Raw genomic sequence first — 25,636 nt, 5'->3', positions numbered from 1 at the left:
GATGGGGAGCACGTCGAGGTTATTCATTAATCGCATCTCCATTGGCAGAGAACAATAATGCGCAATGTCATCCTCCCTGTTTTCGTTGCTCTGTTTTTTATCCTCGTCGGCGTGTCTATTTTGAATATGCAGCTGTGGTACTCCGCAAGAATCAATAGTGCCAATGCCGCACGTCATGCCGCGAAAAGAATCGACGCCATTCTTGAGGAGGCGCGCCAGGCGACAACGACCGCGCTGGATGTGGCGAGCAAGGGCTGCACGCCGGAAGGTCAGTTTCAGCTTGGGACGGAGGCGGCGCTCAAACCGCACCTCAGAACAATTTTGATTATTAAAGACAATAAAATCTGGTGTTCTTCACTGCCGGGAAATCGGGTCCTGCTGTTGAATTTCAACGATATGTCGGACTCCCGGTTAATGCTGGTTCCGGCAAGAAACACCGTGAACAATCGGCCGATCCTTGCCTGGCAAACGCGTTTTCCGCTCGGAAAAACCGTCATCAGCATTAGCGATGTGCATATTCGTGATGCGTTAAGCAGTAACATACAGAATACGCAATTTGCCTTAGTGGTGGGTGAGCGGACTATCGGAACTTCAGGTGATGTCAGAAACACCGACTTAACCAGCAGTTCCAGCGCCCGTTTCCGATCGGCCGAATTTATGTTTGATATTGAATACAATCTGCCGGCGGTTTTTAGTGTTAAACGAATGATTAATCAAGGGGCTGGTTTGTTGATCTTTATTCTGTTCGTGGCATGCATCCTGGCCTGGATCCTGCTGAAGTATGCGAACAAATACACGACCCCCGAGGATAACTTACGTAAAGCCATTGCGAACGGGGAGATCGTGCCTTTTTACCAGCCGGTGGTAAATGGTCGCAGTGGGGCCATCTATGGCGTCGAGGTGTTGGCCAGATGGAAGCACCCGCAACTTGGCCTTATTTCACCGGTAACATTTATCCCCCTCGCGGAACGAACGGGACTGATTATTCCCTTAACCCAAAGCCTTATGGCGCAGGTGGTGGCGCAGATGAACAACATCGCCAGCAAACTGCCCGATGGTTTTCATATTGGTATCAACTTCAGCGCTTCACATATCAGCTCGCCTCAGTTTATGGATGACTGTCTGAAATACCGCGATGGTTTCCACAAGCCAAATTTAACGCTGGTGCTGGAAGTCACCGAACGTGAACCGCTACACGTTGATGAGCAGCTGATCGCCAATTTGAACACCCTGCACGCCCGCGGGTTTACGATTGCGCTGGACGATTTTGGTACCGGGTATTCAGGGCTGTCTTATCTTCATGATTTGAAAATTGACTACATAAAGATCGATAAAAGCTTTGTCGGTCGGGTGAACGGCCTCGATGAATCGACGAAGCTGCTGGACTGCGTGCTTGAAATGGCGCGCAAGCTCTCATTACGTATTGTGGCTGAAGGCGTTGAAACGGTAGAACAGCTGAATTATCTCAACCGGAAAAATATCACCCTGTTACAGGGCTATTATTTTTTTAAACCGGTTCCCTATATTGAGCTGATAAAAATACTGCTGTCGAAAAATAAAGAAACGGTGATTGTTGAATAACTCATGCCTTGCAACGGCGGCCGGGCGAGCGGGAAACGGTGTGCCGCGACCGAGGCGGCGGCATACCGGCAGGAAATCAGGCCTGCAGATAGCGGGCATGAAAACGCAGATGATCTTCGATAAATGAAGCAATGAAATAGTAGCTGTGATCGTAGCCGGGCTGAATTCGCAGGGTTAACGGCCACGCTTTCTGCCGCGCGCACTCCGCCAACACCGCCGGCTGCAGCTGCAGCGCGAGGAATGTGTCGCTATCGCCCTGGTCTATCAGCGTCGGAATGGCGTCATCGGGCTGGCTGGCCTGCATTAATGCGCAGCTGTCCCACGCCTGCCAGGTCGACTCATCGGCACCCAGATAGGCGGTGAAGGCTTTTTGCCCCCAGGGAACCTGCGCAGGGTTAACGATAGGCGCGAAAGCGGAAACGCTGGTAAAACGGCCCGGGTTTTTCAGCGCCATGATCAGAGCGCCGTGTCCGCCCATCGAGTGACCGCTGATTGCGCAGCGCTCGCTGACGTTAAACTGCGAACGGATGAGCTGCGGCAGTTCGTCACGCAGGTAGTCGTACATATGGAAATGCGCAGACCACGGTGCTTCGCTGGCATTCAGGTAAAAACCTGCGCCTTTGCCCAGATCCCAGCCGGTATCGTCGGCGACATCATCGCCGCGAGGGCTGGTATCCGGCATCACCAGCACAAGGCCGAGTTCGGCGGCGACACGCTGGGCGCCCGCTTTGGTGGTGAAGTTTTCATCATTGCAGGTCAGGCCTGACAGCCAGTAGAGCACCGGCGGCGGCGTCTCATCGCGCAGGGGAGGTAAAAAAATACTGAACGTCATTGCACAGTTCAGGGTACTGGAGTCGTGCCGCCAGCGTTGCTGCCGACCTTCATAACAGCGATGCTCTTCAAGCAATTCCATGCAGGGCTCCTCAGGAAGGTAAATGCGGGTGTCAGGCCATAATACAGATATTTCATCTACCTGTGAGCAACTTTCACTTCCTCCCTTGAGGAACATATTGCATCATTAATGCAACTTTTAGCCAACATGCCCGCCCGCCGGAAATGGCGCAATACCGCGTAGCGGTAAGCGGCTGAGTGAAAGGCGGACAGGGCGAGTTTAATCAGCGGCAGGCGGGGCCCGTCGCGAGGGATCAATAGCTCACGCAAATTTCAATAATTATCGTTTCGGCTACTAGATTATGTGCGCCACCTCACGCACAATGAATGCAAACTTTGCCCGCAGAAGAGCAAAGAGCGCCACACCTGCAGGAGAACCTAAATGTCAGCACTGAGTAAAGAAGCCATACTCGTTCATGAAGCGCTGGTCGCTCGTGGACTGGAGACGCCGCTGCGTCCGCCAGTACAAGAAATTGATAATGAAACTCGCAAGAGCTTGATTGCCGGACACATGACCGAGATTATGCAACTGCTGAATCTTGATCTAACTGATGACAGCCTGATGGAAACGCCACGACGCATCGCGAAAATGTACGTCGATGAGATTTTTTCCGGGCTGGATTATGCCAGGTTCCCAAAAATCACCGTTATCGAAAACAAGATGCAGGTCGATGAAATGGTAACCGTGCGCGATATTACCTTGACCAGCACCTGTGAACACCACTTTGTCACTATTGATGGGAAAGCGACGGTAGCCTATATCCCGAAAGATTCGGTCATCGGCCTGTCGAAAATCAACCGTATCGTGCAGTTCTTCTCTCAGCGCCCGCAGGTGCAGGAGCGACTGACTCAGCAGATTTTAACGGCGCTGCAGACGCTGCTGGGCACCAGCAACGTTGCGGTATCCATTGATGCGGTGCATTACTGCGTCAAAGCGCGCGGTATCCGTGATGCCACCAGCGCCACGACGACGACCTCACTGGGCGGCCTGTTTAAATCCAGTCAGAATACTCGCCAGGAGTTCCTGCGCGCCGTACGTCACCACAACTAAAAATACGGAGCAGGGCAGATGGAGCGAAATGTCACGCTGGACTTTGTGCGCGGCGTCGCCATCCTCGGGATCCTGCTTCTCAATATCAGCGCCTTCGGCTTGCCGAAGGCCGCCTACCTTAACCCGGCGTGGTCCGGGAGCCTTTCCCTCAGTGACGCCTGGACCTGGGCGATTCTCGATCTGTTTGCGCAGGTCAAATTCCTGACGCTGTTTGCCTTGCTGTTTGGCGCCGGATTACAGATGCTGCTGCCTCGCGGCAAGCGCTGGATCCAGTCGCGCCTCACGCTCCTGGCGCTGCTGGGTTTTATCCACGGTCTGTTTTTCTGGGATGGCGATATCCTGCTGGCCTATGCGCTAGTGGGGCTGGTGGCGTGGCGCATGGTGCGCGATGCGCATCACATCAAATCGCTGTTTAACACCGGCGTCGTGCTCTACGTCATCGGTGTTGCGGTACTCGTGCTGCTCGGTGTGATTTCTGGCGATGCGCCAAACCGTTCATGGGTGCCCGATGCGGCGAATTTACAGTATGAACAATACTGGAAGCTGAACGGTGGGCTGGAGGCGGTCAGCAACCGTGCCGATATGCTCTCTGATAACCTGCTGGCGCTGGGGGCGCAGTACGGCTGGCAGCTGGCGGGGATGATGCTGATGGGCGCGGCGCTGATGCGCAGCGGCTGGTTAAAAGGGCAGTTTAGCCTCAGCCACTACCGCCGCACCGGCGCACTGCTGATTGTCGCCGGCATGGTCGTCAATCTGCCGGCTATTTTTGCCCAGTGGCATCTGGGGTGGAATCCTCGCTGGTGTGCGTTCCTGTTACAGGCTCCTCGCGAGCTGGGGGCGCCGCTGCAGACAATAGGCTATGCCTCGCTGGCATGGGGCTTCTGGCCGCAGCTGTGCAGGCTGCGGCTGGTGGGGGCTATCGCCTGCGTCGGGCGGATGGCGCTTACCAACTATCTGCTGCAAACGCTGATCTGCACCACTATTTTTTACCGTTTTGGCCTGTTTATGAAGTTTGACCGCCTGCAGCTGCTGGCTTTCGTTGTCCCGGTCTGGGCGGTAAATATGACCTTCTCTCTCTTTTGGCTACGCCATTTCCGTCAGGGGCCGGTGGAATGGCTGTGGCGTCAGTTGACCCTGCGTGCGTCGGGGACATCACTAAAAAACACATCCAGATAACGATCTCGATCACAATCATTAACAAAACGGATGTAACCGTTTCCAGGCTTGTGACATCACTCACGTAGCGTGCAGCACGTCGCTGCCAGAATAGCCACCTTGCTGAACACAGGAGGTGGGTGTGACGTATTGCAATTCTCTTAAGGGCGGTAAGCATGATCACCATTCGTGATGTCGCCCGTCAGGCGGGCGTTTCCGTGGCGACCGTCTCGCGCGTGCTGAACAACAGCGCGCTGGTGAGCCCGGATACGCGGGAAAATGTAATGAAAGCGGTAACGCAGCTGGGCTACCGGCCGAACGCCAACGCGCAGGCGCTGGCGACACAGGTCAGCGACACCATTGGCGTGGTGGTGATGGATGTGTCGGATGCCTTTTTCGGCGCGCTGGTCAAAGCGGTGGATACGGTCGCTCAGCAGCACCAGAAATATGTGTTGATCGGCAATAGCTACCATGAGGCGGAAAAAGAGCGTCATGCCATCGAGGTACTGATTCGCCAGCGCTGTTCCGCGCTTATCGTACATTCCAAAGCCCTCAGCGATGAAGAGCTTGGCGACTTTATGGAGCATATCCCGGGGATGGTGCTGATTAACCGCATTGTGCCCGGCTACGCGCACCGCTGCGTGGGGCTGGATAACGTCAGCGGGGCGCTGATGGCCACACGGATGCTGCTGAACCACGGCCACCAGCGAATAGGCTACCTCTCCTCAAACCATGGCATTGAAGATGACGATATGCGCCGGGAAGGGTGGATTAAGGCGTTACAGGAACAAAACATTATCGCGCCAGACAGCTGGATCGGCTCGGGCACGCCGGATATGCAGGGCGGAGAAGCGGCTATGGTTGAGCTGCTGGGGCGCAATTTAGGCCTGACCGCGGTCTTTGCCTACAATGACAGCATGGCGGCCGGGGCGCTGACGACGCTCAAAGATAACGGCATTGCGGTACCGCAGCATTTGTCGCTGATCGGTTTTGACGACATCCCGATTTCTCGTTACACCGACCCACAGCTGACGACCGTGCGCTATCCTGTTATGTCAATGGCGAAGCTGGCAACGGAGCTGGCGCTGCTGGGGGCGGCAGGCAAACTGGATCATGAAGCGCGTCATTGCTTTATGCCAACGCTGGTGCGCCGTCATTCGGTGATGCCGCGGCAAATTGCGGGGCCGATCACTAACTGATGATGTGCCTTATGTAACCGCTTTCAATCTGTGAGTAAATTCACAGTATATTAACATTCAACTGATTATGATGGCCTCGTTTACCAGTCTGAACCACTATGTCACGGTGATTAATCACTTTTACCGTAGGAATAAGGCGCTAAACGCTTAATTAAGTCGTATTTCTGGAGCGTTACCCTACACGGAAGACAGAATTTACAGTCGTGAATGTTGTTGTGCGGTAACACTAATGTAACAAGTCCCCGCCAGCTATTTTCACACCAACGACCCTGCATAATAAAACCGGAGATTCCATGAATAAGAAGGTGTTAACCCTGTCTGCTGTTATGGCTAGCATGTTATTTGGCGCCGCGGCACACGCAGCGGATACCCGCATCGGCGTAACCATTTATAAATATGACGACAACTTTATGTCGGTCGTGCGCAAGGCGATTGAGAAAGACGGCAAATCAGCGCCGGACGTTCAGCTGCTGATGAATGACTCGCAGAATGACCAGTCCAAACAAAACGATCAGATTGACGTCCTGCTGGCAAAAGGGGTGAAGGCGCTGGCGATTAACCTGGTGGACCCGGCAGCGGCTGGCACCGTTATCGAAAAAGCGCGCGGCCAGAACGTACCGGTGGTGTTCTTTAACAAAGAGCCGTCTCGCAAAGCGCTGGACAGCTATGACAAAGCCTTCTACGTCGGTACTGACTCCAAAGAGTCCGGGATTATTCAGGGCGACCTGATTGCCAAGCACTGGAAAGCCAATCCGAACTGGGATCTGAACAAAGACGGTCAGATTCAGTATGTCCTGCTGAAAGGCGAGCCGGGCCACCCGGATGCTGAAGCGCGTACCACCTACGTGGTGAAAGAGCTGAATGACAAAGGTCTGAAGACTCAGCAGCTGCAGATGGACACCGCGATGTGGGATACCGCTCAGGCGAAAGATAAGATGGATGCCTGGCTGTCTGGTCCGAACGCTAACAAAATTGAAGTGGTTATCGCCAACAACGATGCGATGGCAATGGGCGCGGTTGAAGCGCTGAAGGCCCACAATAAGAGCAGCATTCCGGTATTCGGCGTCGATGCCCTGCCTGAAGCGCTGGCGCTGGTAAAATCTGGCGCGATGGCCGGTACGGTGCTGAACGATGCTAACAACCAGGCGAAGGCGACCTTCGATCTGGCGAAAAATCTGGCCGATGGTAAAGAAGCGGCAGCGGGTACTAACTGGAAGATTGAGAATAAGATCGTCCGCGTACCTTATGTTGGCGTAGATAAAGACAATCTGAGCCAGTTTATCGGTAAATAATTATTGAGTTACGGGCGTGAGCTCTCCCGGAACAGGTCGGGTTGCCGAAAAGCGAAGGCGGCGGCAACCTGAAATACCCCGGATATTCACGCCCGATTATTCCTGATACAGAACCCGACCCTGATGGCGACGCGTATGCGTCGGTAGGGGTGTGCATGAACGCAGCCAGGTATAACTATGGTCAGCAATAATAGCGAACGGTCAGGCGAATTCTTGTTGGAAATGAGCAATATCAACAAATCGTTTCCTGGCGTCAAGGCACTCGATAATGTCAATCTGAAAGTCCGTCCTCATTCTATTCATGCATTAATGGGAGAGAACGGTGCAGGTAAGTCGACATTATTAAAATGCCTTTTTGGAATCTATCAAAAAGATTCCGGTAGTATTCTTTTTCAGGGAAAAGAGATCGATTTCCATTCAGCGAAAGAAGCGTTGGAAAACGGTATTTCTATGGTTCACCAGGAGTTAAACCTGGTATTGCAACGTTCGGTGATGGACAACATGTGGCTGGGGCGTTATCCCACTAAAGGCGTGTTTGTCGATCAGGAAAAAATGTATCGCGATACCAAGGGGATATTTGATGAACTGGATATTGATATCGATCCGCGCGCCCGCGTCGGCACGTTATCAGTATCGCAGATGCAGATGATTGAAATCGCCAAGGCATTTTCTTATGACGCGAAAATTGTCATTATGGATGAGCCTACGTCATCACTGACGGAGAAAGAAGTTAATCACCTGTTTAAGATTATCCGTAAGCTGAAAGAACGCGGCTGCGGTATTGTCTATATTTCTCACAAGATGGAAGAGATCTTCCAGCTGTGCGATGAAATAACGATTTTGCGTGATGGTCAGTGGATTGCCACCCAGCCGCTGGAAGGCCTGGATATGGATAAGATCATCGCCATGATGGTGGGGCGCTCGTTAACCCAGCGCTTCCCGGAGAAGCACAATACGCCGGGTGAAACCATTCTGGAAGTCCGCAACCTGACCTCGCTGCGTCAGCCATCGATTCGCGATGTCTCCTTCGATCTGCGAAAAGGAGAGATCCTCGGTATCGCCGGGCTGGTGGGAGCGAAGCGTACCGATATTGTCGAAACACTTTTCGGGATCCGCGAAAAATCAGGCGGCACGATTACGCTGCACGGCAAGAAGATCAATAACCATAGCGCGAATGAAGCAATTAACCATGGTTTTGCGTTAGTCACCGAAGAACGCCGTTCCACCGGTATATATGCTTATCTGGATATCGGCTTTAACTCGCTGATCTCTAATATTAAGAAATATAAAAACAAGGTGGGTCTGCTGGACAATTCCCGCATGAAAAGCGATACCCAGTGGGTGATTGATTCGATGCGCGTGAAAACCCCCGGCCAGCATACGCAAATTGGTTCGTTGTCCGGTGGTAACCAGCAAAAGGTTATTATTGGTCGCTGGCTTTTAACCCAGCCAGAAATTCTGATGCTTGATGAACCTACGCGCGGGATTGATGTTGGCGCGAAGTTCGAAATTTATCAGCTGATTGCTGAGCTGGCGAAGAAAAATAAAGGGATCATCATTATTTCCTCCGAGATGCCGGAGCTGCTGGGTATTACCGACCGTATTCTGGTTATGAGCAACGGTCTTGTTGCCGGAATTGTTGAGACAAAAACTACTACGCAGAACGAAATTTTACGTCTTGCGTCGTTGCATCTTTAAGAGCAGGGGCTTCTCATGAGTGCGTTAAATAAAAAAAGTTTTCTCACGTACCTGAAAGACGGTGGGATTTACGTTGTTCTTTTGGTTTTGCTGGCGATTATTATTTTCCAGGACCCGACGTTCTTAAGTTTGCTGAACTTGAGTAACATCCTGACTCAGTCTTCGGTGCGTATTATTATCGCGCTCGGCGTTGCCGGGCTGATTGTGACCCAGGGTACCGACCTCTCTGCCGGTCGCCAGGTCGGGCTGGCGGCGGTTATCGCCGCAACCATGCTCCAGGCGGTCGATAATGCCAACAAGGTGTTCCCGGAGATGGCGACCATGCCGATTCCGCTGGTGATCCTGCTGGTCTGCGCGATCGGTGCGGTTATCGGGCTGATTAACGGGATCATTATCGCGTATCTGAACGTGACGCCGTTTATCACCACCCTCGGTACGATGATCATTGTCTACGGCATCAACTCCCTGTACTACGATTTTGTCGGCGCATCGCCTATTTCCGGCTTTGACAGCCACTTCTCGCACTTCGCGCAAGGGTTTATCGCGCTGGGATCGTTCCGCCTGTCGTACATTACGTTCTACGCGGCGATTGCGGTGTTCTTCGTGTGGATCCTGTGGAATAAAACCCGTTTTGGTAAAAATATTTTTGCCATCGGCGGTAACCCGGAAGCAGCGAAGGTTTCTGGCGTGAACGTGGCGCTGAACCTGCTGATGATTTATGCCCTGTCCGGTGTGTTCTATGCTTTTGGCGGTCTGCTGGAGGCCGGGCGTATCGGTTCGGCCACCAACAACCTCGGCTTTATGTATGAACTGGATGCGATTGCGGCCTGCGTCGTCGGCGGCGTGTCGTTCAGCGGCGGTGTGGGTACGGTGCTTGGTGTGGTGACCGGGGTGATCATCTTCACCGTTATCAACTACGGCCTGACCTATATCGGCGTAAACCCCTACTGGCAGTACATCATCAAAGGGGCGATCATTATCTTCGCCGTGGCGCTGGATTCGTTGAAATACGCGCGCAAAAAATAATCGTCCGTTGTTATCCTGCCCGCGCCATTGGCGCGGGCTTTTTTTCGTCTTTTGATCACGGCCTGGGCGAAAGTGGGAGATTGTTGCCGCGGCCTCAGTCCGGTTGTTGGGGGACATGTCGTAGAGTGCGCTTAGCCCAAACTACCGTTTACCTGAACCAGGCTACGATAAACGGCTTACCGCGCAAGGCGGCATTCTGCAGAAGGGGATGGCGAACGGGCCGGGGGAAAGCATGCCGTCATCAACGACCGTCACTTACTCTTTTGCAGTTCCAGCAGCTGTTCTGGCGTGACGGCAGGATAGGACTGCGCTCCCTCAGGCACTTCCTGCAAAGTTGGTATCGGTATCAGCGGCCCTAAAAAGCGGGGTTCGCGTTTGAACACGTATAAATCTGCCAGCGCGCCAAACCGGGCGCCAAACTCGCGTAAACGCACGTTCCACATATCTTTCGGCGAAGGTACGGCGTAACACTGCGCCTGGATCCCCATATGCAGGGCGATAAACAGCGCTCGTTCGCAGTGGAAGCGCTGGGTAATGATAATAAAGTCGTTAGTATCGAAAACCTTGCGGGTGCGCACGATAGAGTCGAGGGTACGGAACCCGGCGTAATCGAGCACGATATCGGCGGGGTCGACGCCGCCTTTGATTAAATCGCGGCGCATGGTCATCGGTTCGTTGTAACTTTGCAGCGCATTATCGCCGCTGAGCAGCAGGTAGTTCACCTTGCCGCTATTGTAAGCGTTCAGCGCCCCCTGAATACGATAGCGATAATACTGATTAATCACTCCGGTGCGATAGTACTTGGCGGTACCGAGCACCACCCCCACCTGGCGGTAGGGCAGATCCTGGAGTTCATCATAGATATAGGGAGCGGTTTTCCAGCTCATCCAACGGTCAAGACCCAGCACGGTCAACAGCAGCAGGCCGAACAGGACTAACAGGCTGTATAACACACGCTTTAACATTCACCTGACTCATGTGGACAATGGAGCTATCAGGCTACTTTACCCGCCGGGCAAGAGCAAGAAACCATCGTTTAATTGCGGGGATTTTCAACAATGCGGGCCGATGGGGCCCGCATGGCGGGTCATTTAGCCGAGCAGGACGCGATCAATATTGTGACAACCCAACGCTTTCAGCGTTGCGACGGTTGCATCCCACTGAATCAGCGCCGCATCGGCTTTCTCAGCCAGAATGGCGCGCTGAATATCCGGATAGTCATATCCGTTGAGGCTCAGCAGGTTGAGCGCTCCCTGCAGCGGCGGCAGCGTCGGGTTAAACGCCGCGTTTTCCGCATAGCTACCGGCGAAAATGGTGCCGTCTTTCAACTCCAGCGCCACGCCGGAAGGTGAGTGGCTGTAGGGCATATGGCAGCGGTTGGCTGCCTGAATAGCCGCCTGCGCCAGAGTGTCGCCGGTCAGCGGGAAACCATGATCCTGTTCATCCATCAGCAGCGTTTTAATCTCGAGGTCCTTCGGACCGAAGGCATCCGGCAGATAGTGCTGCAGCGAATGCGCTTCGCGACCCGGCAGATGAATACGCAGGACCTGGCTGCTGTTCAGCTCATTCATAAACTGACGACAGTGACCGCAGGGGGTGTAGTTGACGGTAATGGCATTCAGCGACTGTTCGCCGCGCAGCCACGCGTGGCTAATGGCGCTTTGCTCGGCGTGCACGGTTTGCTGCATCGTGGCGCCGAGGAACTCCATGTTGCCGCCAAAATACCAGCTACCGCTAATGCCGCGAGCGATGGCGCCAACGTTAAAATGGGAGAGGTCGGCGCGCGCACAGGCCGCCGCGAGCGGCAGCAGCGCAAAGGCCAGCGCGTCTTCATCAAGGCCCGTTGCGTTCCGCAGCGTCGCGACCTGGCCGGCATCCAGCAAAGCCGGGAAGTGCGGGTCGATCAGCATCGGTGCGATGGCCGCTTGCAGGTCTGCCGCCAGAAGGGGAAGAGCAGCTTGAAAACGTGGGTGCATGGCGTTGCCTCATAACAATGTAATGGGAATCTAGTGTACGGGCGGGGGTAGCCCGTATATGTGATTAATATCTCATTGTTTATGCAACATGTTTATGTTGCACCAATAAATGTTATGTAAATCACATTTATCCCACGATAGCCAGAATCAGCGGGAACAAAAAGGGGGCCACCAGCGACGTGATAATCCCGCACAGCACCAGTGCCAGGGAGCTGAACGCCCCTTCCTGATAATCCAGCTCCGCGCAGCGGGCGGTTCCCAGGGCATGCGATGCGGTCCCCATTGACAGGCCGCGCGAGGCTTTGGTGCGAATGCGCATCAGGTTAAGCAGGCTGTGGCCAAAAACCGCGCCGAGAATCCCCACGAAAATAACGCACACCGCGCTGATGGCCGGAATACCGCCAATGCTCCCGCTGACCGCCATAGCAATCGGCGTGGTGACCGATTTCGGCATAATGGACGCGGCGATTTGCGGTGTTGCCCCGAGCAGCAGCGCAACGGTGGTGCCGGTCACCATCGCGACGACGCTACCGATAAAGCAGATCGTAATGATCGATTTCCAGCGGGCGCGGATCTGGTGCAACTGCTCATACAACGGGAAGGCCAGCGCCACAACCGCAGGCTGAAGTAAATCGTTGAGAATTTTACTGCCCTGAAAATAGCGATCGTAGGAGATACCGTTGAGTAACAAAAAGGGGATGATCACGACCATCGCCACCAGCAGAGGATTTAGCAGCGGAAATTTAAACCGCGCGGCCAGCTTGCGGGCGAGGAAAAAAACGATCAGCGTCAGCGGCAAGGACCACCAGATTTCATGCATCATCTTTGACGTCCTCTGTTTGACCGACCACTTTACGCTCGCCGTGAACCAGATGTGAGCTCCAGCTCACCACCAGGAAGACCACTAATGTACTGATCGTGCAGGAGATTGCCACCGGGCCAAGCTGCGCACGCAGCAGATCCCAGTATTGCATGACGCCAACGCCGATGGGCACAAACAGCAGCGCCATATAGCGAATCAAGATGTTGCAGCCGGGGTTGACCCATTTCGGTGGCATAATCTGTAGCGCCAGAAGAACGAACAAAATCAGCATGCCGATGATGCTGCCGGGAATGGTAATGGGCAGCAGGGAAGCAATAAAAATCCCGGCGTATAAACAAGCATAGATCAGGACAAAAGCCCGCAGGTACTGCCAGATAATATTCAGCGATTTACTCATGGTAATAACCCTTGATGAACCGTATTCATCATACAATTAAACCTTGAAATGTGCTACCGATCACATCATGAATTCCAGGCATAGATTGAATAGAGTAATGGAACCTTCGGGCATGCGGAATGCATGTTGATGAATCCTGCGATAAATAATAGTGAAAACGGCTCAGGGAGAGCGGGGGATCGCGCTTTAGCCCCGCCGCTCCGGCACAACCCTGCTGTTCGTTGCGCGGCAAATTAAGCCTGATACGCATGGCGCTATCCCTGCCTTATCACACGTTTCGACCGGTAAGCGCAGCCGAGCCACATTGAGATCTTTCAACCGACGCACAGAGGCGCTACCATAGCGCCTCTTTTTTTTCCGGGTAACAATATGCGTGTATTACTGGCGCCGATGGAAGGCGTGCTCGATTCGCTGGTGCGCGAGCTGCTGACCGAGGTTAACGATTACGATCTCTGCATCACCGAGTTTCTGCGGGTGGTGGATCAGCTGCTGCCGGTAAAATCGTTCTATAAACTGTGCCCGGAACTCCATCATCAAAGCCGCACGCCTTCCGGCACCCGCGTCCGGGTGCAGCTGCTGGGGCAATATCCGCAATGGCTGGCGGAAAATGCCGCGCGGGCGGTGGAGCTGGGCTCCTGGGGCGTCGACTTGAACTGCGGCTGTCCGTCAAAGCTGGTGAACGGCAGCGGCGGCGGGGCGACGCTGCTTAAAGATCCGGAGCTTATTTATCGTGGCGCAAAAGCGATGCGTGAAGCGGTACCGGATCATCTGCCGGTGACGGTCAAAATTCGCCTGGGCTGGGACAGCGGCGCACGCCAGTTCGAAATTGCCGATGCGGTAGAGCAGGCCGGCGCGACGGAGCTCGTGGTTCACGGACGCACGAAAGAAGACGCTTATAAAGCGGAGCGGATCAACTGGGCGGCGATTGGCGAAATCCGCCAGCGGCTGTCAATTCCGGTTGTCGCTAACGGCGAAATCTGGGACTGGCAAAGCGCACAGGAGTGTCTGGCGGTCACCGGCTGCGACTCGCTGATGATTGGTCGCGGCGCGCTGAACGTGCCAAATTTAAGCCGGGTCATCAAATATAATGAACCGCGCATGCCGTGGCCGCAGGTCGTGGAGCTACTGAAAAAATATACGCGTCTGGAAAAACAGGGCGATACCGGGCTGTATCATGTTGCGCGAATTAAACAGTGGCTCAGTTATTTGCGCAAAGAATATTATGAGGCGCTGGTCGTGTTTAATGAAATACGCACGCTGAAAACCTCGGCGGACATTGCGGTAGCCATTGCCCGTTATTAGGAAAGATTGTTAAATCGCTCACACTTTATTACTTCGGGACCATCTGCTGATGGGAATTTCTGTCGCTGAGTGATATCGTGCTAGTCATATATTCAGGGTTGCTACTGATACAGGCAAAACCTAAGCACTTCCGCCATTCGTGGCTGGAGTGCTTAGGTTTTTTTTTGCCTTTTATTTTTGAGGAATAAAATGGTTATTTAAAACAATAAGTTATGACCTGTCCGGTTGCTTCAACAAAGCAGTTGAATGGCTGGCGGGCCAGGTATTGAAAAAATAAATATAAAGACCAAAAACGGGTGGGTTTATTGCCTGGGGCCAGCTATTACCCTTATTCAGTCACAACGGATATCATTATGCACAACAAAAAAATAAATCACCTCCTGTTGATAGTGACATTTTCTCTGTTAACTCCCGGCGCTTTTGCCGCGGAAACGGAAAAATGGAACGGTACGGTATTAGGTTTTGAGAACCCGCAAAAAGGTCTGCTCGGAGAGATGTCAGGGATTCGTCCAATCCTTGAAGATAACGGATTTAATTATAATCTCGGTTACCTCAATGAAATGGGTTACAACGCCGGTGGCGGATATAATCATGACAAACAGCTGGCTTATATCGATCAGGTCGCTCTGACCTTTACGCAGGACCTGGAGCGCTGGACCGGGATCCCGGATGCACGCATCGAGGGAAATATCGTTAACCGTAACCACGATGACAACCTGACCACCCAGCGGTTACAGGATCCGCGGGTTAATTTTAACGATCTGGCGCAGGAGAGCTGGGGAGGTCAGTCGATTACTCGTCTTGGCTGGCTGACCTTTGCCCGTAGCTTCGATGACCGCCGTCTGACGTGGCGTATCGGCATGATGAATAAGGTGCAGACCTTCGATCAGATTATCCCCTGCGATTTCCAGCTGCTTTCACAGTGCGGCGGTAAGTCCGCCAACTCGATGACCTGGAACAACTGGAACGTCCATACCTGGGGAACGACCGTGGAATATAAGCTGACCCCGACGCTGACGCTGAAGGGCGGTGTCATGGAGCAAAACCCGGAGGCCTCCTCTCGCAGCCACGCGTGGAGCTGGTCGACAAAAGGCAGTAAAGGCATTCTGCTGCCGGTAGAGATTGAAGCGCGGCCGGTAATCAACGGCCTCTCCGGCGCGTATAACCTCGGTGTGCTCTACACCAACGCGCCGCAGAGCGATCTGTATACCGGAAAATCCGGCGGCCCCGGAGCCACTGACCCACAAGGATATGCGCAACACGATAGCACCTGGTTTCTGTATGCCGGGATGAACCAGCAGATAACCCGCCATGTCGACGACCCTGACCGCGGGATGAGCGTCTCGCTGAGCGGCAGCTATAGCGATCAGCGCAGCAACTACATCCATACCTCCGTGGCCGCATCAATGCGCTATCGCGGCCTCTTTGACGCCCGCCCGCAAGACTGGCTGGGCTTTGGCCTGACCTGGATGGATATGAGCAACCATTATGCGCGCAACCAGCAGTATATGAATGAGGTCAGCGGAGCTACGGACTACTACGCGGCGAACTATCAGCCGGTGGCCGGGCATTCGGTGAATGCTGAACTGTACTACCGCCTGCGTCCGGTTTCGTGGCTTGAGCTGCAGCCAGGCCTGCAGTACTGGCATCGCCCGGGCGGCGTCGCTCAGACTCAGGATGCCTGGGTAATCGAGTGGAAAACCGTGGTGACTTTCTGAATCGACAGGCCGACGGACATCTGCCCGCCGTGCGGGCGGGTGTTATCCGACGCGTCGGTTATCCAGACGGTCGCGAAATTCCAGCGGCGTGCAGCCGAGGTGCTGGCGGAAGCGTAAACAGAAATAGGCGCTATCGGTAAAGCCCGCGGTTTGGGCTACATCAACGATTTTTAGCTGGCTGGAGGTCAGCAGTTGTACCGCCACCTTGAGCTTACGCAGAAAAATATACTCTTTGAACGTCATGTTAAACAGCTGCTTAAACATGCGCGAAAAGTAGGACTTCGATACCTGGCACCGCTGCGCCGCCTCCAGCGTGGTGGTCTCCCAGGCTTTATGCTCTTCAATCTCATACACTAATTGCCGCACTCTGCTCACAAAGTCACTGCCGGGAGCATGGGGGAACGTCTCATCATCGTGGTCCAGGGAGAACACGAACTCCATCAGCAGAGCGATGCTTTTCAAAAATACCGCCTGGTTATCCGCTTTCTTTCCCAGACTCACGGCCCAGTCAAACAGTGCCGTCAACTGCCCGCCGGTCGCGGGATCCGGATACAGAACCCGGATGCGATCCTTTTGTCGGGAAAAATGGCTCACCGCCAGCGGATTGAGAAAATCAAATTCAAACTGGAACAGATAGCGGTTGTGATTGTACTCGGGAGTCAGGTACATCGCATGGGGGATCAGCGCCGGTACGAAAATCAGCGTGCCGTTTTTTATCGGGAGCTGCCGATCGTTGATGCCAAAATAACCACAGGAACGATCGAACCACATTAATTCATACATAAAGTGAAAATGTGTCTTTACATCATCGCCAGAATACTCGGGGAGCTGATATTGCTGCAGGTAGTAGAGTTCTTGGGTCAGCGTAATGATATTTTCATATGTTACCGGGTCATCATGCATAAAACGCCTCCTTTTTTATACTATATGCCGATCGGCAAATAAAACAAAAAGCGTTCTTAATGTAAATGCGATAGCCATCACAGGGCAGGTTCACTTTTATTATATAGCTATCCTCTATTTATACATATTGAGGGAGGAGACGGGACTACAATGGCCTTGTCAGCAGCAACAACCTTTCTTTGTATGGGGCTATCATCAATGAACAGAATAATGCCATTAAACTGGTATCAGAAAATGGGCTATGGACTTGGAGACACCGCCTGTAATTTGGTATGGTCATCCATCATGTTATTTATGGCCTATTTTTATACGGATATATTTGGTTTGTCACCGGCGCATATGGGGACGATGTTTTTAGCCGTTCGGGTAATTGATGCTTTTTTTGATGTGGGGATCGGCGCGGTGACTGACCGCACGCGCACTAAATATGGCCAGTTTCGTCCTTATTTGCTGTGGTTTGCGATTCCGTTTGGCGTAATGTGCATGCTGACCTTTTACACGCCTGATTTTTCCTATACCGGCAAGCTGATTTACGCCTATTGTTCTTATACCCTGCTATCGCTGTTATATAGCGCCATTAATGTTCCCTATTGCGCGATGATTAACAATATCAGCCAGAGCTCCGTCGAACGGGTATCGTTGCAATCCTGGCGCTTCGCCATGAGCTCCGCAGGTGGGCTATTAGTCTCAGTGGCCGCGCTTCCTGCGGTGGCATGGCTGGGGAAAGGAAATATCCAGAATGGCTATTTTTATGCCATGGTGCTGATTAGCAGCCTGGGCATTATTTTGTTTTACCTCTGTTTCTTCCTGACCAAAGAGACCTCGATCGCGACAATCGATGCCAATCGCGGGAGTCTGTTGCAGGATCTGCGTATATTATTGAAAAACCGGGACTGGCGCATCCTCTTTACGCTTAACGTCGTCAATCTGGTCGCGGTTATCTTTAAAATGGGGATCATTATTTACTTCTGTAATTACGTTTTGCGACGCAGCGACCTGAGCAGCATGATGATCACCATATCAATTGTTTCCGGGTTAGCCGGAACCATTTTATCGGTCTATATTTTTCGTGGCATGGATAAGGTTCGGGGATTTAAGCTGGCGATGTTGCTCGAGGCGATATTACTGGCGCTGCTCTATTTCTTTTCCCAGTCGTCGCTAATCATTATTTTTGCTTTTATTATTGCGATTAATTTTATTCAACTGGCGGCCACGCCATTGCAGTGGGCGATGCTTTCGGATGTCGTTGATGCGATTGAAAGAGATACCGGTAAGAAAATGAGTGGTATCGTTTTTTCAACCAATCTTTTTGCCATCAAATTAGGTATTGCAATCGGCGGTGCGCTGATGGGCTGGCTATTGTCATGGAGTGGTTATATCGGTGGCGCGGCGCAGCAACCGCAGGCGGCAATTCTGACAATTAAATTAATTTTTACCATATTACCGGCGGTTCTGGTGCTGGCGTTGGTGCTCATTATGCGCCGTTATTCTTTATCCGATCGCTCGCTGGCGATGGTGGAAAAAACCAGTACGTTATAATTTAAAAAGGACGTGGTTAATGATTAAAAATCCAGTATTAGGTGGTTTTAATCCTGATCCGGCAATCTGTCGGCGGGGCGCTGACTATTATATTGCCGTTTCGTCATTCGAATGGTTTCCCGGTATTCCGGTCTATCATTCCACCGATTTAGAGAACTGGACGTTACGCACCCATGTGCTCAACGATCCGCAAACGTTGGATCTGCGCAAGCTGCGCTCCGCCAAAGGTATCTGGGCGCCGTGTCTCACCTGGTGTGAAGCCGACCAGCTCTTTTACGTGGTTTACGGCATCATGAACGCCATGAATGGCCGCTATTTTGATGTCGATAACTATCTGGTCACCGCCGCGGAGATTAGCGGTCCATGGAGCGAGCCGGTCTATATCCACTCCGTGGGCTATGACGCCTCTGTTTTCCACGACGATGACGGTAGAAAATGGATCGTCGCCGTCGATTGGGAGACCCGGGATGACTATAGCGGGGCGATCTCGATCGTGGAGTACGATCCGCTGGCGAAAGCGCCGGTTGGCTATCCGCAGCGGATCTGGCAAGGGGTGTATGGCATGGCGGAAGGGGCGCATATCACCCGGCGCAATGGCTATTATTACATCATGTGCGCCGAGGGCGGCACTGGCTACGGCCACTGCGTAACCCTCGGACGGGCGCGGCATATTCTGGGCCCTTATGAAAAAGATCCGCAAAGCCCGCTGCTAACCTCGGCGCGAGCGGAGGATTTGCAAAAGCCGGTGCATATCGAGAAAACCTCCGCATCGGCGTTTGATAAAGACTATCTGCGGCGGGAGTGTTTTAATCCGGCATCGGCGCTGCAAAAATCCGGTCACGCCAGCTATGTCGAAGATGATCATGGGAATGTCATCGTAGCCCACCTGTGCGCCCGACCGCTGCTTCCGGAACTGGCTTGTACGCTGGGACGAGAGACCGCACTTCAAAAAATGCGCTGGACTCCGGAAGGGTGGCTGCGCCTGAGTGCGGGCGGCAACCTGGCGCAGGAATATGTCGAAATAGGGCCATCGACCGCGGTTGATGAGCAGGCTGAACGGGTTGAGCAGGTTGATTTTTCTGCGCAGGGATTGTCGCCGGAGTGGTATGCGCCGCGCATTCCGGCTGCGGACTTCACGCGCTATGCGCCCGAAGAAGGGTATCTGTCGCTACGCGGTCAGGAGTCGCTGTGTTCTGAGAACCGCGTCAGTCTGCTGGCGCGGAAACTGACCTCGGTGTACGCCACGCTGACGGCATGCATGGATTTTCAACCCGAGGTGTTCCAGCACAGCGCCGGACTGGTGCTGTACTACGACAACATGAACTATCTGTTCCTGCAGAAAACCTTTGACGATCGGCAGCGCTGTTCACGCTTTTATATTATTCATGTCGATAACGGTCTGAAGCGGGAAGATCATCTGGCAACGGTGTCCGGCGTGGATGGCCCGGTTTATCTGCGGCTGGCGATTGACGGAAAGTCGACGCGGTTTTTCTGGTCGCCAGACAATCAGACCTTCCACGCCATAGGCCAGACCTACAGCACCGCCTTGTTTTCTGATGAATACAGCCGCTATGGCGAATTTACCGGCGCGTTTGTCGGTATTGGCTGCGTGGATTCCGCCTACCATCGGCGACAGGCGTCGTTTTATTCGCTGGAATACCGCGCCTTTGAGCAGCGCTCGTTACCACAACCGGAGTAGATAAGTGGATTAGTCGCGATCCGTATCACGTTTTTCTGCTTCGCGGGTTGAGACGGCGGAAGAAATTGCTACAGTGCGGGTGTTGGATTGCTACTGCTTCGGCAGGCAAAACCTGATTTCCCGGCATTTGTCGGGGGTCAGGTTTTTTTGTTTCTGGGGTTCATATGCAAATCGCCAAAGTTCTTAATAATAATGTGGTGGTTGTTTTAGATGAGCAGCGACGCGAACAGGTGGTGATGGGGCGAGGGCTAGCCTTTCAGAAACGCGTCGGCGACTCACTGGACGAAAGTAAAATTGAAAAGATCTTCGCGCTACAGAGCGATGAACTGGTTGGCCGTTTAGGTGAATTACTCAGTCAGATACCGTTAGAAGTGATGACCACCTGCGATCGGATTATTGAACTGGCGCGCGGGCGGTTAGGTAAGTTGCAGGAGAGCCTGTATATCACCCTGACCGATCACTGCCATTTTGCCATTGAACGGCAAAAGAATGGGGTGACGATCCGCAACGTACTGCTGTGGGAAATTAAGCGGCTTTATCCGAAGGAATTTGAGCTCGGGCAGGAGGCGCGGGCGATTATCGCCAGGCGGCTCGGCGTTGAGCTCGCCGAAGATGAGGCCGGGTTTATTGCGCTGCACCTGGTCACCGCGCAGCTCAACAGCGAAATGCCGGAAGTGATGCATGTCACCCGGGTAATGCAGGAAATCCTGCAGCTGGTGAAGTATCAACTGCAGTTGAACTATGACGAAGAGTCGCTGAGCTACCAGCGCTTTGTCACTCACCTGAAGTTTTTCGCCCAGCGGATGCTGACGCGCACGGTGGTCGCAGATGATGATGTCACCTTGCACAGTGCGGTGAAAGATAACTACGCCAAAGCGTGGAAATGTGCAGAAACCGTCGCGATTCATCTACAGAAAAGCTATCAGCGGTCGCTGACGACGGAAGAAATTATGTTTCTCGCCATCCATATCGAGCGGGTGAGAAAAGAAGGGCGTTAACTCCCTTTATCTGAAAACTGGATTGTTACTGCATAACGCAGGCAAAACCTGAGCGCGACGCCATATCCGGCGTGGTTCTCGGGTTTTTTTTATTTTTATACTCAGTCACGGTTGCCTGCGGGCAGCGGAAGTAAGGAAAACAGCATGGAATATAAAGCACTCGCGCAGGATATTCTTAGCCGGGTTGGTGGCAAAGAGAATATCGTGAGTCTGGTTCACTGCGCCACACGGCTGCGCTTTAAGCTCAAAGAGAACAAGAAGGCGGACGCGGAAGGACTGAAGACAAACCCTGGCGTCATCATGGTGGTGGAAAGCGGTGGCCAGTTTCAGGTGGTGATCGGTAACCACGTCCACGATGTCTGGCAGGCGGTACGCAATGAAGCGGGTCTGACGGACGACAGCGAACCGGTGGCCAGTTCCGGGGACAAAACCTCGGTGCTTGGCCAGGTGATTGATGTGGTTTCCGGCATTTTCACGCCGTTTATCGGCGTACTGGCGGCCTCGGGGATCCTGAAAGGGCTGCTGGCGCTGGCGGTGGTTTGCGGCTGGCTGACTCCGCAGCAGGGGACCTATAAAATCTGGTTTGCCGCCAGCGATGCGCTGTTCTTTTTCTTCCCGCTGTTTCTGGGCTATACCGCCGGGAAAAAATTCGGTGGTAATCCGTTTATTACCATGGTGATCGGCGGGGCATTGACCCATCCGATGATGATTCAGGCTTTTGATGCGGCCCAGCAGCCCGGCTCGGAGGCGGCGTACTTTCTCGGCATCCCGGTGACCTTTATCAACTACAGCTCCTCGGTGATCCCGATTATCCTCGCATCGTGGGTGAGCTGCTGGCTGGAGCGCAAAAGCAATGCGCTGCTCCCTTCAGCAATGAAAAACTTCTTTACGCCGCTGTTTTGCATCGCCGTAGTGGTTCCGCTGACCTTCCTCGCTATCGGCCCGGTGGCCACCTGGCTAAGTCAACTGCTGGCCCACGGCTACCAGATTATCTACACGGTCGCGCCGTGGCTGGCGGGCGCGGCGATGGGGGCGCTGTGGCAGGTCTGCGTTATTTTTGGCCTGCACTGGGGGTTGATCCCCTTGATGATTAATAATCTGACGGTGCTGGGACAGGACTCGATGCTGCCGATGCTGCTGCCGGCGGTGATGGGGCAGGTCGGGGCGGCGCTGGGAATATTCCTGCGCACCCGCGATGCGCGGCAAAAAGTGCTGGCCGGCTCTGCGGTATCCGCCGGGATCTTTGGCATCACCGAACCGGCGATTTATGGCCTGACTCTGCCGCTGCGTCGCCCGTTTATCTTTGGCTGTGTGGCCGGTGCCATCGGTGGAGCCATCGTTGGGCTGAGCGACAGCCACGTCTACTCCTTTGGCTTTGCCAATATTTTCACCCTCGCGCAGATGATTCCGCCGCACGGGATCGACGACACCGTATGGGGCGGAGCGATTGGTATCGTGGCTGCACTGGTTATCTCCTGCGCGCTGACCTTTATCGCCGGACTGCCGGTGAGCCGGACGGAAGCAGCGGACGTCCCGCTTGCCCCGGTATCGGAAAACGATATTCTTGCCCCGATGTCCGGTACCGTACTGGCGCTGGATCAGGTCCCCGATAGCACCTTTGCCAGCGGTCTGCTGGGAAAAGGCGTGGCGATCATTCCCGCCGTCGGCAAAGTGATTGCGCCGTTCTCCGGAGAGGTGGCGTCACTATTTCAGACCAGGCACGCGATTGGCCTGCTCAGCGATAGCGGCATTGAACTGTTAATCCATGTCGGTATTGACACCGTGAAACTCGATGGCGCGCCGTTTACCGCCCATGTTAAAGAAGGCGATAAGGTCAAAGCCGGTGATTTGCTGCTCGAATTTGATCGCCAGGCCATTCTGGACGCCGGTTATGACCTGGCGACCCCGATTATTATCAGCAACAGCGACGATTATCGTTCCGTAGACATCGAATCCACCAGCGTGGTTGATGCCGGCCAGCCGCTGTTGTCCGTCAGCCATTAATCAGAGGAGAGAAAGATGAAGAGATTCCCGCAGACGTTTTTATGGGGCGGCGCAACCGCGGCAAACCAGGTGGAAGGCGCGTATCTGGAAGATGGCAAAGGATTATCAACCTCAGATGTACAGCCGCATGGCGTCTTTGGCGACGTCGTTGAACGCGTGCCGGGCGATAGCGGTATCAAAGATATCGCGATCGATTTTTACCATCGCTACCCGCAAGATATCCGTCTGTTTGCGGAGATGGGCTTCAACTGCCTGCGGGTGTCGATTGCCTGGACGCGGATTTTCCCCGACGGCGACAATGCCGAGCCAAATGAGGCCGGGCTGGCCTTTTACGACCGGCTGTTTGCTGAAATGGCTCAGCACAATATCACGCCGCTGGTGACGCTATCGCACTATGAAATGCCGTGGGCGCTGGTGAAAAACTACGGCGGCTGGGGCAGCCGCGAGGTGATTGGTTTCTTCGAACGCTACGCCAGAACGGTGTTTACCCGCTATAAAGACAAAGTCAAGCTGTGGCTGACCTTTAACGAAATCAATATGTCCTTGCATGCCCCGATGACCGGCGTCGGCCTGCCGGAAGGGAGCAGTAAAGAGGCGGTCTATCAGGCCATTCACCATCAGCTGGTGGCGAGCGCCCTGGCGGTAAAAGCCTGTCATGAGATAGTGCCCGAGGGCAAAATCGGCAATATGCTGCTGGGCGGTTTAATGTACCCGCTCAGCTGTAAACCGGAAGACATCTTTGAAACCCTGCAACAGAATCGCAGCTGGCAGTTCTTTGGCGACGTGCAGTGCCGGGGCGAGTATCCAGGCTACATGCTGCGCTACTTCCGCGACCAGGGAATGAATATTACCATCACCGATGCCGACCGCGCGGCGCTGAAAGAGACCGTCGATTTTATCTCCTTCAGCTATTACATGACCGGCTGTGTCACCGCCGACGAGGAGCTGAACAAAAAGGCGCGTGGCAATATTCTCAGCATGGTGCCGAACCCGCATCTGGCAAGCTCCGAGTGGGGCTGGCAGATCGATCCGCTGGGTCTGCGGACGCTACTTAACGTGCTGTGGGATCGCTATCAGAAGCCGCTGTTTATCGTTGAAAACGGGCTGGGGGCGAAAGATACCGTTGAAACTGACGGCAGCATTAACGATGACTACCGTATCAGCTACCTGAACGACCATCTGGTGCAGGCGCGAGAAGCCATTGAAGACGGCGTGGAGCTGCTGGGCTTTACCAGCTGGGGGCCCATCGACCTTGTCAGCGCTTCGAAAGCGGAGATGTCCAAACGTTACGGCTTTATCTACGTCGATCGCGATGATAACGGCAACGGAACCCTGGCGCGCAGCAAGAAGAAAAGCTTCTACTGGTACAAAGAGGTGATTGCCAGCCATGGCGGCAGCTTAAAAGAGTGATTGCCTGACGGCTTTGGTGGCCAGGCAAGGCGTTAGCGCCCTCCGACAGAGAGGCGAGCACCGTCGCTAAAATCGCCTCCTCACCCCGCACAAGGCGCGGATATTCTCCGGGCCTTGTGCTTATTATGCCGGCTTGCGGGCGCGCAGCAGAAAGATCATCGGCCGCTCTTTTTCCTCATCCAGCCCCGGCTGGGCGGCGATTTGCTCCGCCGTTGGCCCCCATTCATCGAGATGCTCAATCACAAAACCGGCGGCAATCAGCAGGTTTATCCAGCTGGCCAGCTTCCGGTGCTGTTTTTTCACCCCGTCGGCAAACCAGTTGCTGATTCGCTCTCCCTCTTGCTGATAGTGACTCACCGGCCAGATTTTCTGCCCGGCGTCATCTTTCTGCCAGCCCTGGCGTAGCGGGGCGGTGTAGACAGGGTGTTCAGCGGAAAAGAGCAGCGTGCCGCCGGGGGTCAGCGCCTGGTAAATCACGGCGAACAGCGGGGCGACATCGGGGAGATAGTGCAGAGCCAGCGAACTGTAGACCAGCTCGCATGAGTCGGCCGGCAGGGTCAGCCTCTGCAAATCTTCACAGCGGTAGTCAATATCGTCCCCCTGGCCCATTTCGCGCGCGCGGTCGAGCATCCGGCTGGAAAGATCAACGCCGGTCACCTGCGCGGCACCTTGTTCACGCGCCCAGCGGCAAAACCAGCCGTAGCCGCAACCGAGATCGACGACGCGCAGGCCGCGTAAAGGTGGCAGCATACGTTGAATGGCCGGCCACTCCGGCGCGCCGTCAAGCCCTTTTACCGATCGGTCGAGAGTGGCATATCCTGCAAAAAAATCAGGATCATCGTAGATATTCTGGCTCATTATCACTCCATGAATTATTTGATTATTTTTAATTATCCAGGTGTTTAGTCACACACTTTACTAAACGGCTTAATTTCATTTAACTTAGTATAACCAACCTTGTTTAGTTACCTGAC

20 protein-coding genes and 1 pseudogene are annotated in these 25,636 nt (G+C 53.8%); 14 read left to right on the top strand and 7 right to left on the bottom strand.

Annotated features, from left to right (window positions below; translation table 11 throughout):
- The first annotated feature begins 57 nt into the window (after positions 1-57).
- Positions 58-1,581, top strand: a complete 1,524-nt coding sequence (locus MC50_RS00325; RefSeq protein ID WP_032686705.1) for an EAL domain-containing protein — start codon at positions 58-60, stop codon at positions 1,579-1,581.
- 76 nt (positions 1,582-1,657) lie between these two features.
- Here MC50_RS00325 and fghA read toward each other — a convergent pair whose 3' ends face one another.
- A complete protein-coding gene (gene fghA, locus MC50_RS00320) occupies positions 1,658-2,494 on the bottom strand; it encodes an S-formylglutathione hydrolase (RefSeq protein WP_032686706.1) in 837 nt (278 codons plus the stop codon).
- 360 nt (positions 2,495-2,854) lie between these two features.
- Here fghA and folE point away from each other — a divergent pair, with 360 nt between their 5' ends.
- The 6 genes from folE (at position 2,855) to mglC (ending at position 9,893) form a co-directional block, all read left to right on the top strand.
- Positions 2,855-3,523, top strand: a complete 669-nt coding sequence (gene folE / locus MC50_RS00315; protein ID WP_004864775.1) for a GTP cyclohydrolase I FolE — start codon at positions 2,855-2,857, stop codon at positions 3,521-3,523.
- Between the two features lie 18 nt (positions 3,524-3,541).
- Complete coding sequence (yeiB, locus tag MC50_RS00310; protein WP_032686707.1) at positions 3,542-4,699, top strand: DUF418 domain-containing protein YeiB; 1,158 nt, start codon at positions 3,542-3,544, stop codon at positions 4,697-4,699.
- 155 nt (positions 4,700-4,854) lie between these two features.
- Positions 4,855-5,877, top strand: coding sequence for an HTH-type transcriptional regulator GalS (gene galS, locus MC50_RS00305; RefSeq protein ID WP_032686708.1), 1,023 nt, complete (start codon positions 4,855-4,857; stop codon positions 5,875-5,877).
- Between the two features lie 293 nt (positions 5,878-6,170).
- A complete protein-coding gene (gene mglB, locus MC50_RS00300) occupies positions 6,171-7,169 on the top strand; it encodes a galactose/glucose ABC transporter substrate-binding protein MglB (RefSeq protein ID WP_004864769.1) in 999 nt (332 codons plus the stop codon).
- A 177-nt stretch (positions 7,170-7,346) separates the two neighbouring features.
- Complete coding sequence (mglA, locus tag MC50_RS00295) at positions 7,347-8,867, top strand: galactose/methyl galactoside ABC transporter ATP-binding protein MglA (RefSeq protein WP_004864767.1); 1,521 nt, start codon at positions 7,347-7,349, stop codon at positions 8,865-8,867.
- Positions 8,868-8,882: 15 nt separating this feature from the next.
- Entirely contained in the window at positions 8,883-9,893 is a 1,011-nt protein-coding gene (mglC, locus tag MC50_RS00290) for a galactose/methyl galactoside ABC transporter permease MglC (RefSeq protein ID WP_004864765.1), read from the top strand.
- 251 nt (positions 9,894-10,144) lie between these two features.
- Here the strand turns inward: mglC and sanA are convergent, their stop codons facing one another.
- The 4 genes from sanA to MC50_RS00270 form a co-directional block, all read right to left on the bottom strand.
- The gene (sanA, locus tag MC50_RS00285) at positions 10,145-10,858 is read right to left on the bottom strand and encodes an outer membrane permeability protein SanA (protein WP_004864763.1); all 714 of its coding nucleotides are present in this window, start codon (positions 10,856-10,858) and stop codon (positions 10,145-10,147) included.
- 126 nt (positions 10,859-10,984) lie between these two features.
- Positions 10,985-11,869 (bottom strand): cytidine deaminase, encoded by an 885-nt coding sequence (gene cdd, locus MC50_RS00280; protein WP_032686709.1) that lies wholly within the window; start codon positions 11,867-11,869, stop codon positions 10,985-10,987.
- A gap of 127 nt (positions 11,870-11,996) precedes the next feature.
- Positions 11,997-12,692 (bottom strand): CidB/LrgB family autolysis modulator, encoded by a 696-nt coding sequence (locus MC50_RS00275; protein WP_047663320.1) that lies wholly within the window; start codon positions 12,690-12,692, stop codon positions 11,997-11,999.
- A complete protein-coding gene (locus MC50_RS00270) occupies positions 12,682-13,089 on the bottom strand; it encodes a CidA/LrgA family protein (protein ID WP_004864758.1) in 408 nt (135 codons plus the stop codon). Before MC50_RS00270 ends, MC50_RS00275 begins: the two co-directional genes overlap by 11 nt.
- A gap of 369 nt (positions 13,090-13,458) precedes the next feature.
- Between MC50_RS00270 and dusC the strand changes: the two genes are divergently transcribed.
- Together dusC and MC50_RS00260 are read left to right on the top strand one after the other, a co-directional pair.
- Positions 13,459-14,391, top strand: coding sequence for a tRNA dihydrouridine(16) synthase DusC (gene dusC / locus MC50_RS00265; protein ID WP_047663319.1), 933 nt, complete (start codon positions 13,459-13,461; stop codon positions 14,389-14,391).
- Between the two features lie 353 nt (positions 14,392-14,744).
- Positions 14,745-16,109, top strand: a complete 1,365-nt coding sequence (locus tag MC50_RS00260) for a carbohydrate porin (protein WP_032686711.1) — start codon at positions 14,745-14,747, stop codon at positions 16,107-16,109.
- A gap of 42 nt (positions 16,110-16,151) precedes the next feature.
- On the opposite strand, the gene MC50_RS00255 is transcribed toward MC50_RS00260, so the two are convergent.
- Positions 16,152-17,012, bottom strand: coding sequence for a helix-turn-helix transcriptional regulator (locus MC50_RS00255; protein ID WP_052135767.1), 861 nt, complete (start codon positions 17,010-17,012; stop codon positions 16,152-16,154).
- A gap of 210 nt (positions 17,013-17,222) precedes the next feature.
- Between MC50_RS00255 and MC50_RS00250 the strand changes: the two genes are divergently transcribed.
- The 5 genes and pseudogenes from MC50_RS00250 (at position 17,223) to MC50_RS00230 (ending at position 24,662) form a co-directional block, all read left to right on the top strand.
- Positions 17,223-18,551: a glycoside-pentoside-hexuronide (GPH):cation symporter gene (locus MC50_RS00250; protein ID WP_223306632.1), complete on the top strand. Its 1,329-nt coding sequence runs from the start codon at positions 17,223-17,225 to the stop codon at positions 18,549-18,551.
- A gap of 19 nt (positions 18,552-18,570) precedes the next feature.
- A complete protein-coding gene (locus MC50_RS00245; protein WP_047663318.1) occupies positions 18,571-20,250 on the top strand; it encodes a family 43 glycosylhydrolase in 1,680 nt (559 codons plus the stop codon).
- Positions 20,251-20,414: 164 nt separating this feature from the next.
- Complete coding sequence (gene bglG / locus MC50_RS00240) at positions 20,415-21,248, top strand: transcriptional antiterminator BglG (RefSeq protein WP_004864750.1); 834 nt, start codon at positions 20,415-20,417, stop codon at positions 21,246-21,248.
- A gap of 32 nt (positions 21,249-21,280) precedes the next feature.
- A pseudogene (bglF, locus tag MC50_RS00235) lies at positions 21,281-23,252 on the top strand (PTS beta-glucoside transporter subunit IIABC).
- 15 nt (positions 23,253-23,267) lie between these two features.
- Positions 23,268-24,662 carry a glycoside hydrolase family 1 protein gene (locus tag MC50_RS00230; RefSeq protein ID WP_032695432.1) on the top strand — a complete coding sequence of 465 codons (1,395 nt, stop codon included), beginning with the start codon at positions 23,268-23,270 and terminating at the stop codon, positions 24,660-24,662.
- A gap of 123 nt (positions 24,663-24,785) precedes the next feature.
- Here MC50_RS00230 and MC50_RS00225 read toward each other — a convergent pair whose 3' ends face one another.
- Positions 24,786-25,520: a class I SAM-dependent methyltransferase gene (locus MC50_RS00225; protein ID WP_047663316.1), complete on the bottom strand. Its 735-nt coding sequence runs from the start codon at positions 25,518-25,520 to the stop codon at positions 24,786-24,788.
- Between the last annotated feature and the right edge of the window lie 116 nt (positions 25,521-25,636).

The sequence above is a fragment of the Klebsiella planticola genome, from assembly GCF_000783935.2.
Classification (GTDB): Bacteria; Pseudomonadota; Gammaproteobacteria; order Enterobacterales; family Enterobacteriaceae; genus Klebsiella; species Klebsiella planticola.
Note: the sequence above shows the minus strand (reverse complement) of the source record. Positions and strands in the feature narration are given on the sequence as shown.

Coding starts and splice junctions, on each gene's coding strand:
- galS (WP_032686708.1), top strand. CDS start 4,855: ATGATCACCATTCGTGATGTCGCCCGTCAGGCGGGCGTTTCCGTGGCG.
- cdd (WP_032686709.1), bottom strand. CDS start 11,869: ATGCACCCACGTTTTCAAGCTGCTCTTCCCCTTCTGGCGGCAGACCTG.
- folE (WP_004864775.1), top strand. CDS start 2,855: ATGTCAGCACTGAGTAAAGAAGCCATACTCGTTCATGAAGCGCTGGTC.
- MC50_RS00225 (WP_047663316.1), bottom strand. CDS start 25,520: ATGAGCCAGAATATCTACGATGATCCTGATTTTTTTGCAGGATATGCC.
- mglB (WP_004864769.1), top strand. CDS start 6,171: ATGAATAAGAAGGTGTTAACCCTGTCTGCTGTTATGGCTAGCATGTTA.
- fghA (WP_032686706.1), bottom strand. CDS start 2,494: ATGGAATTGCTTGAAGAGCATCGCTGTTATGAAGGTCGGCAGCAACGC.
- MC50_RS00250 (WP_223306632.1), top strand. CDS start 17,223: ATGCCATTAAACTGGTATCAGAAAATGGGCTATGGACTTGGAGACACC.
- sanA (WP_004864763.1), bottom strand. CDS start 10,858: ATGTTAAAGCGTGTGTTATACAGCCTGTTAGTCCTGTTCGGCCTGCTG.
- MC50_RS00270 (WP_004864758.1), bottom strand. CDS start 13,089: ATGAGTAAATCGCTGAATATTATCTGGCAGTACCTGCGGGCTTTTGTC.
- dusC (WP_047663319.1), top strand. CDS start 13,459: ATGCGTGTATTACTGGCGCCGATGGAAGGCGTGCTCGATTCGCTGGTG.
- bglG (WP_004864750.1), top strand. CDS start 20,415: ATGCAAATCGCCAAAGTTCTTAATAATAATGTGGTGGTTGTTTTAGAT.
- yeiB (WP_032686707.1), top strand. CDS start 3,542: ATGGAGCGAAATGTCACGCTGGACTTTGTGCGCGGCGTCGCCATCCTC.
- MC50_RS00260 (WP_032686711.1), top strand. CDS start 14,745: ATGCACAACAAAAAAATAAATCACCTCCTGTTGATAGTGACATTTTCT.
- mglA (WP_004864767.1), top strand. CDS start 7,347: ATGGTCAGCAATAATAGCGAACGGTCAGGCGAATTCTTGTTGGAAATG.
- MC50_RS00275 (WP_047663320.1), bottom strand. CDS start 12,692: ATGATGCATGAAATCTGGTGGTCCTTGCCGCTGACGCTGATCGTTTTT.
- MC50_RS00245 (WP_047663318.1), top strand. CDS start 18,571: ATGATTAAAAATCCAGTATTAGGTGGTTTTAATCCTGATCCGGCAATC.
- MC50_RS00230 (WP_032695432.1), top strand. CDS start 23,268: ATGAAGAGATTCCCGCAGACGTTTTTATGGGGCGGCGCAACCGCGGCA.
- MC50_RS00255 (WP_052135767.1), bottom strand. CDS start 17,012: ATGCATGATGACCCGGTAACATATGAAAATATCATTACGCTGACCCAA.
- MC50_RS00325 (WP_032686705.1), top strand. CDS start 58: ATGCGCAATGTCATCCTCCCTGTTTTCGTTGCTCTGTTTTTTATCCTC.
- mglC (WP_004864765.1), top strand. CDS start 8,883: ATGAGTGCGTTAAATAAAAAAAGTTTTCTCACGTACCTGAAAGACGGT.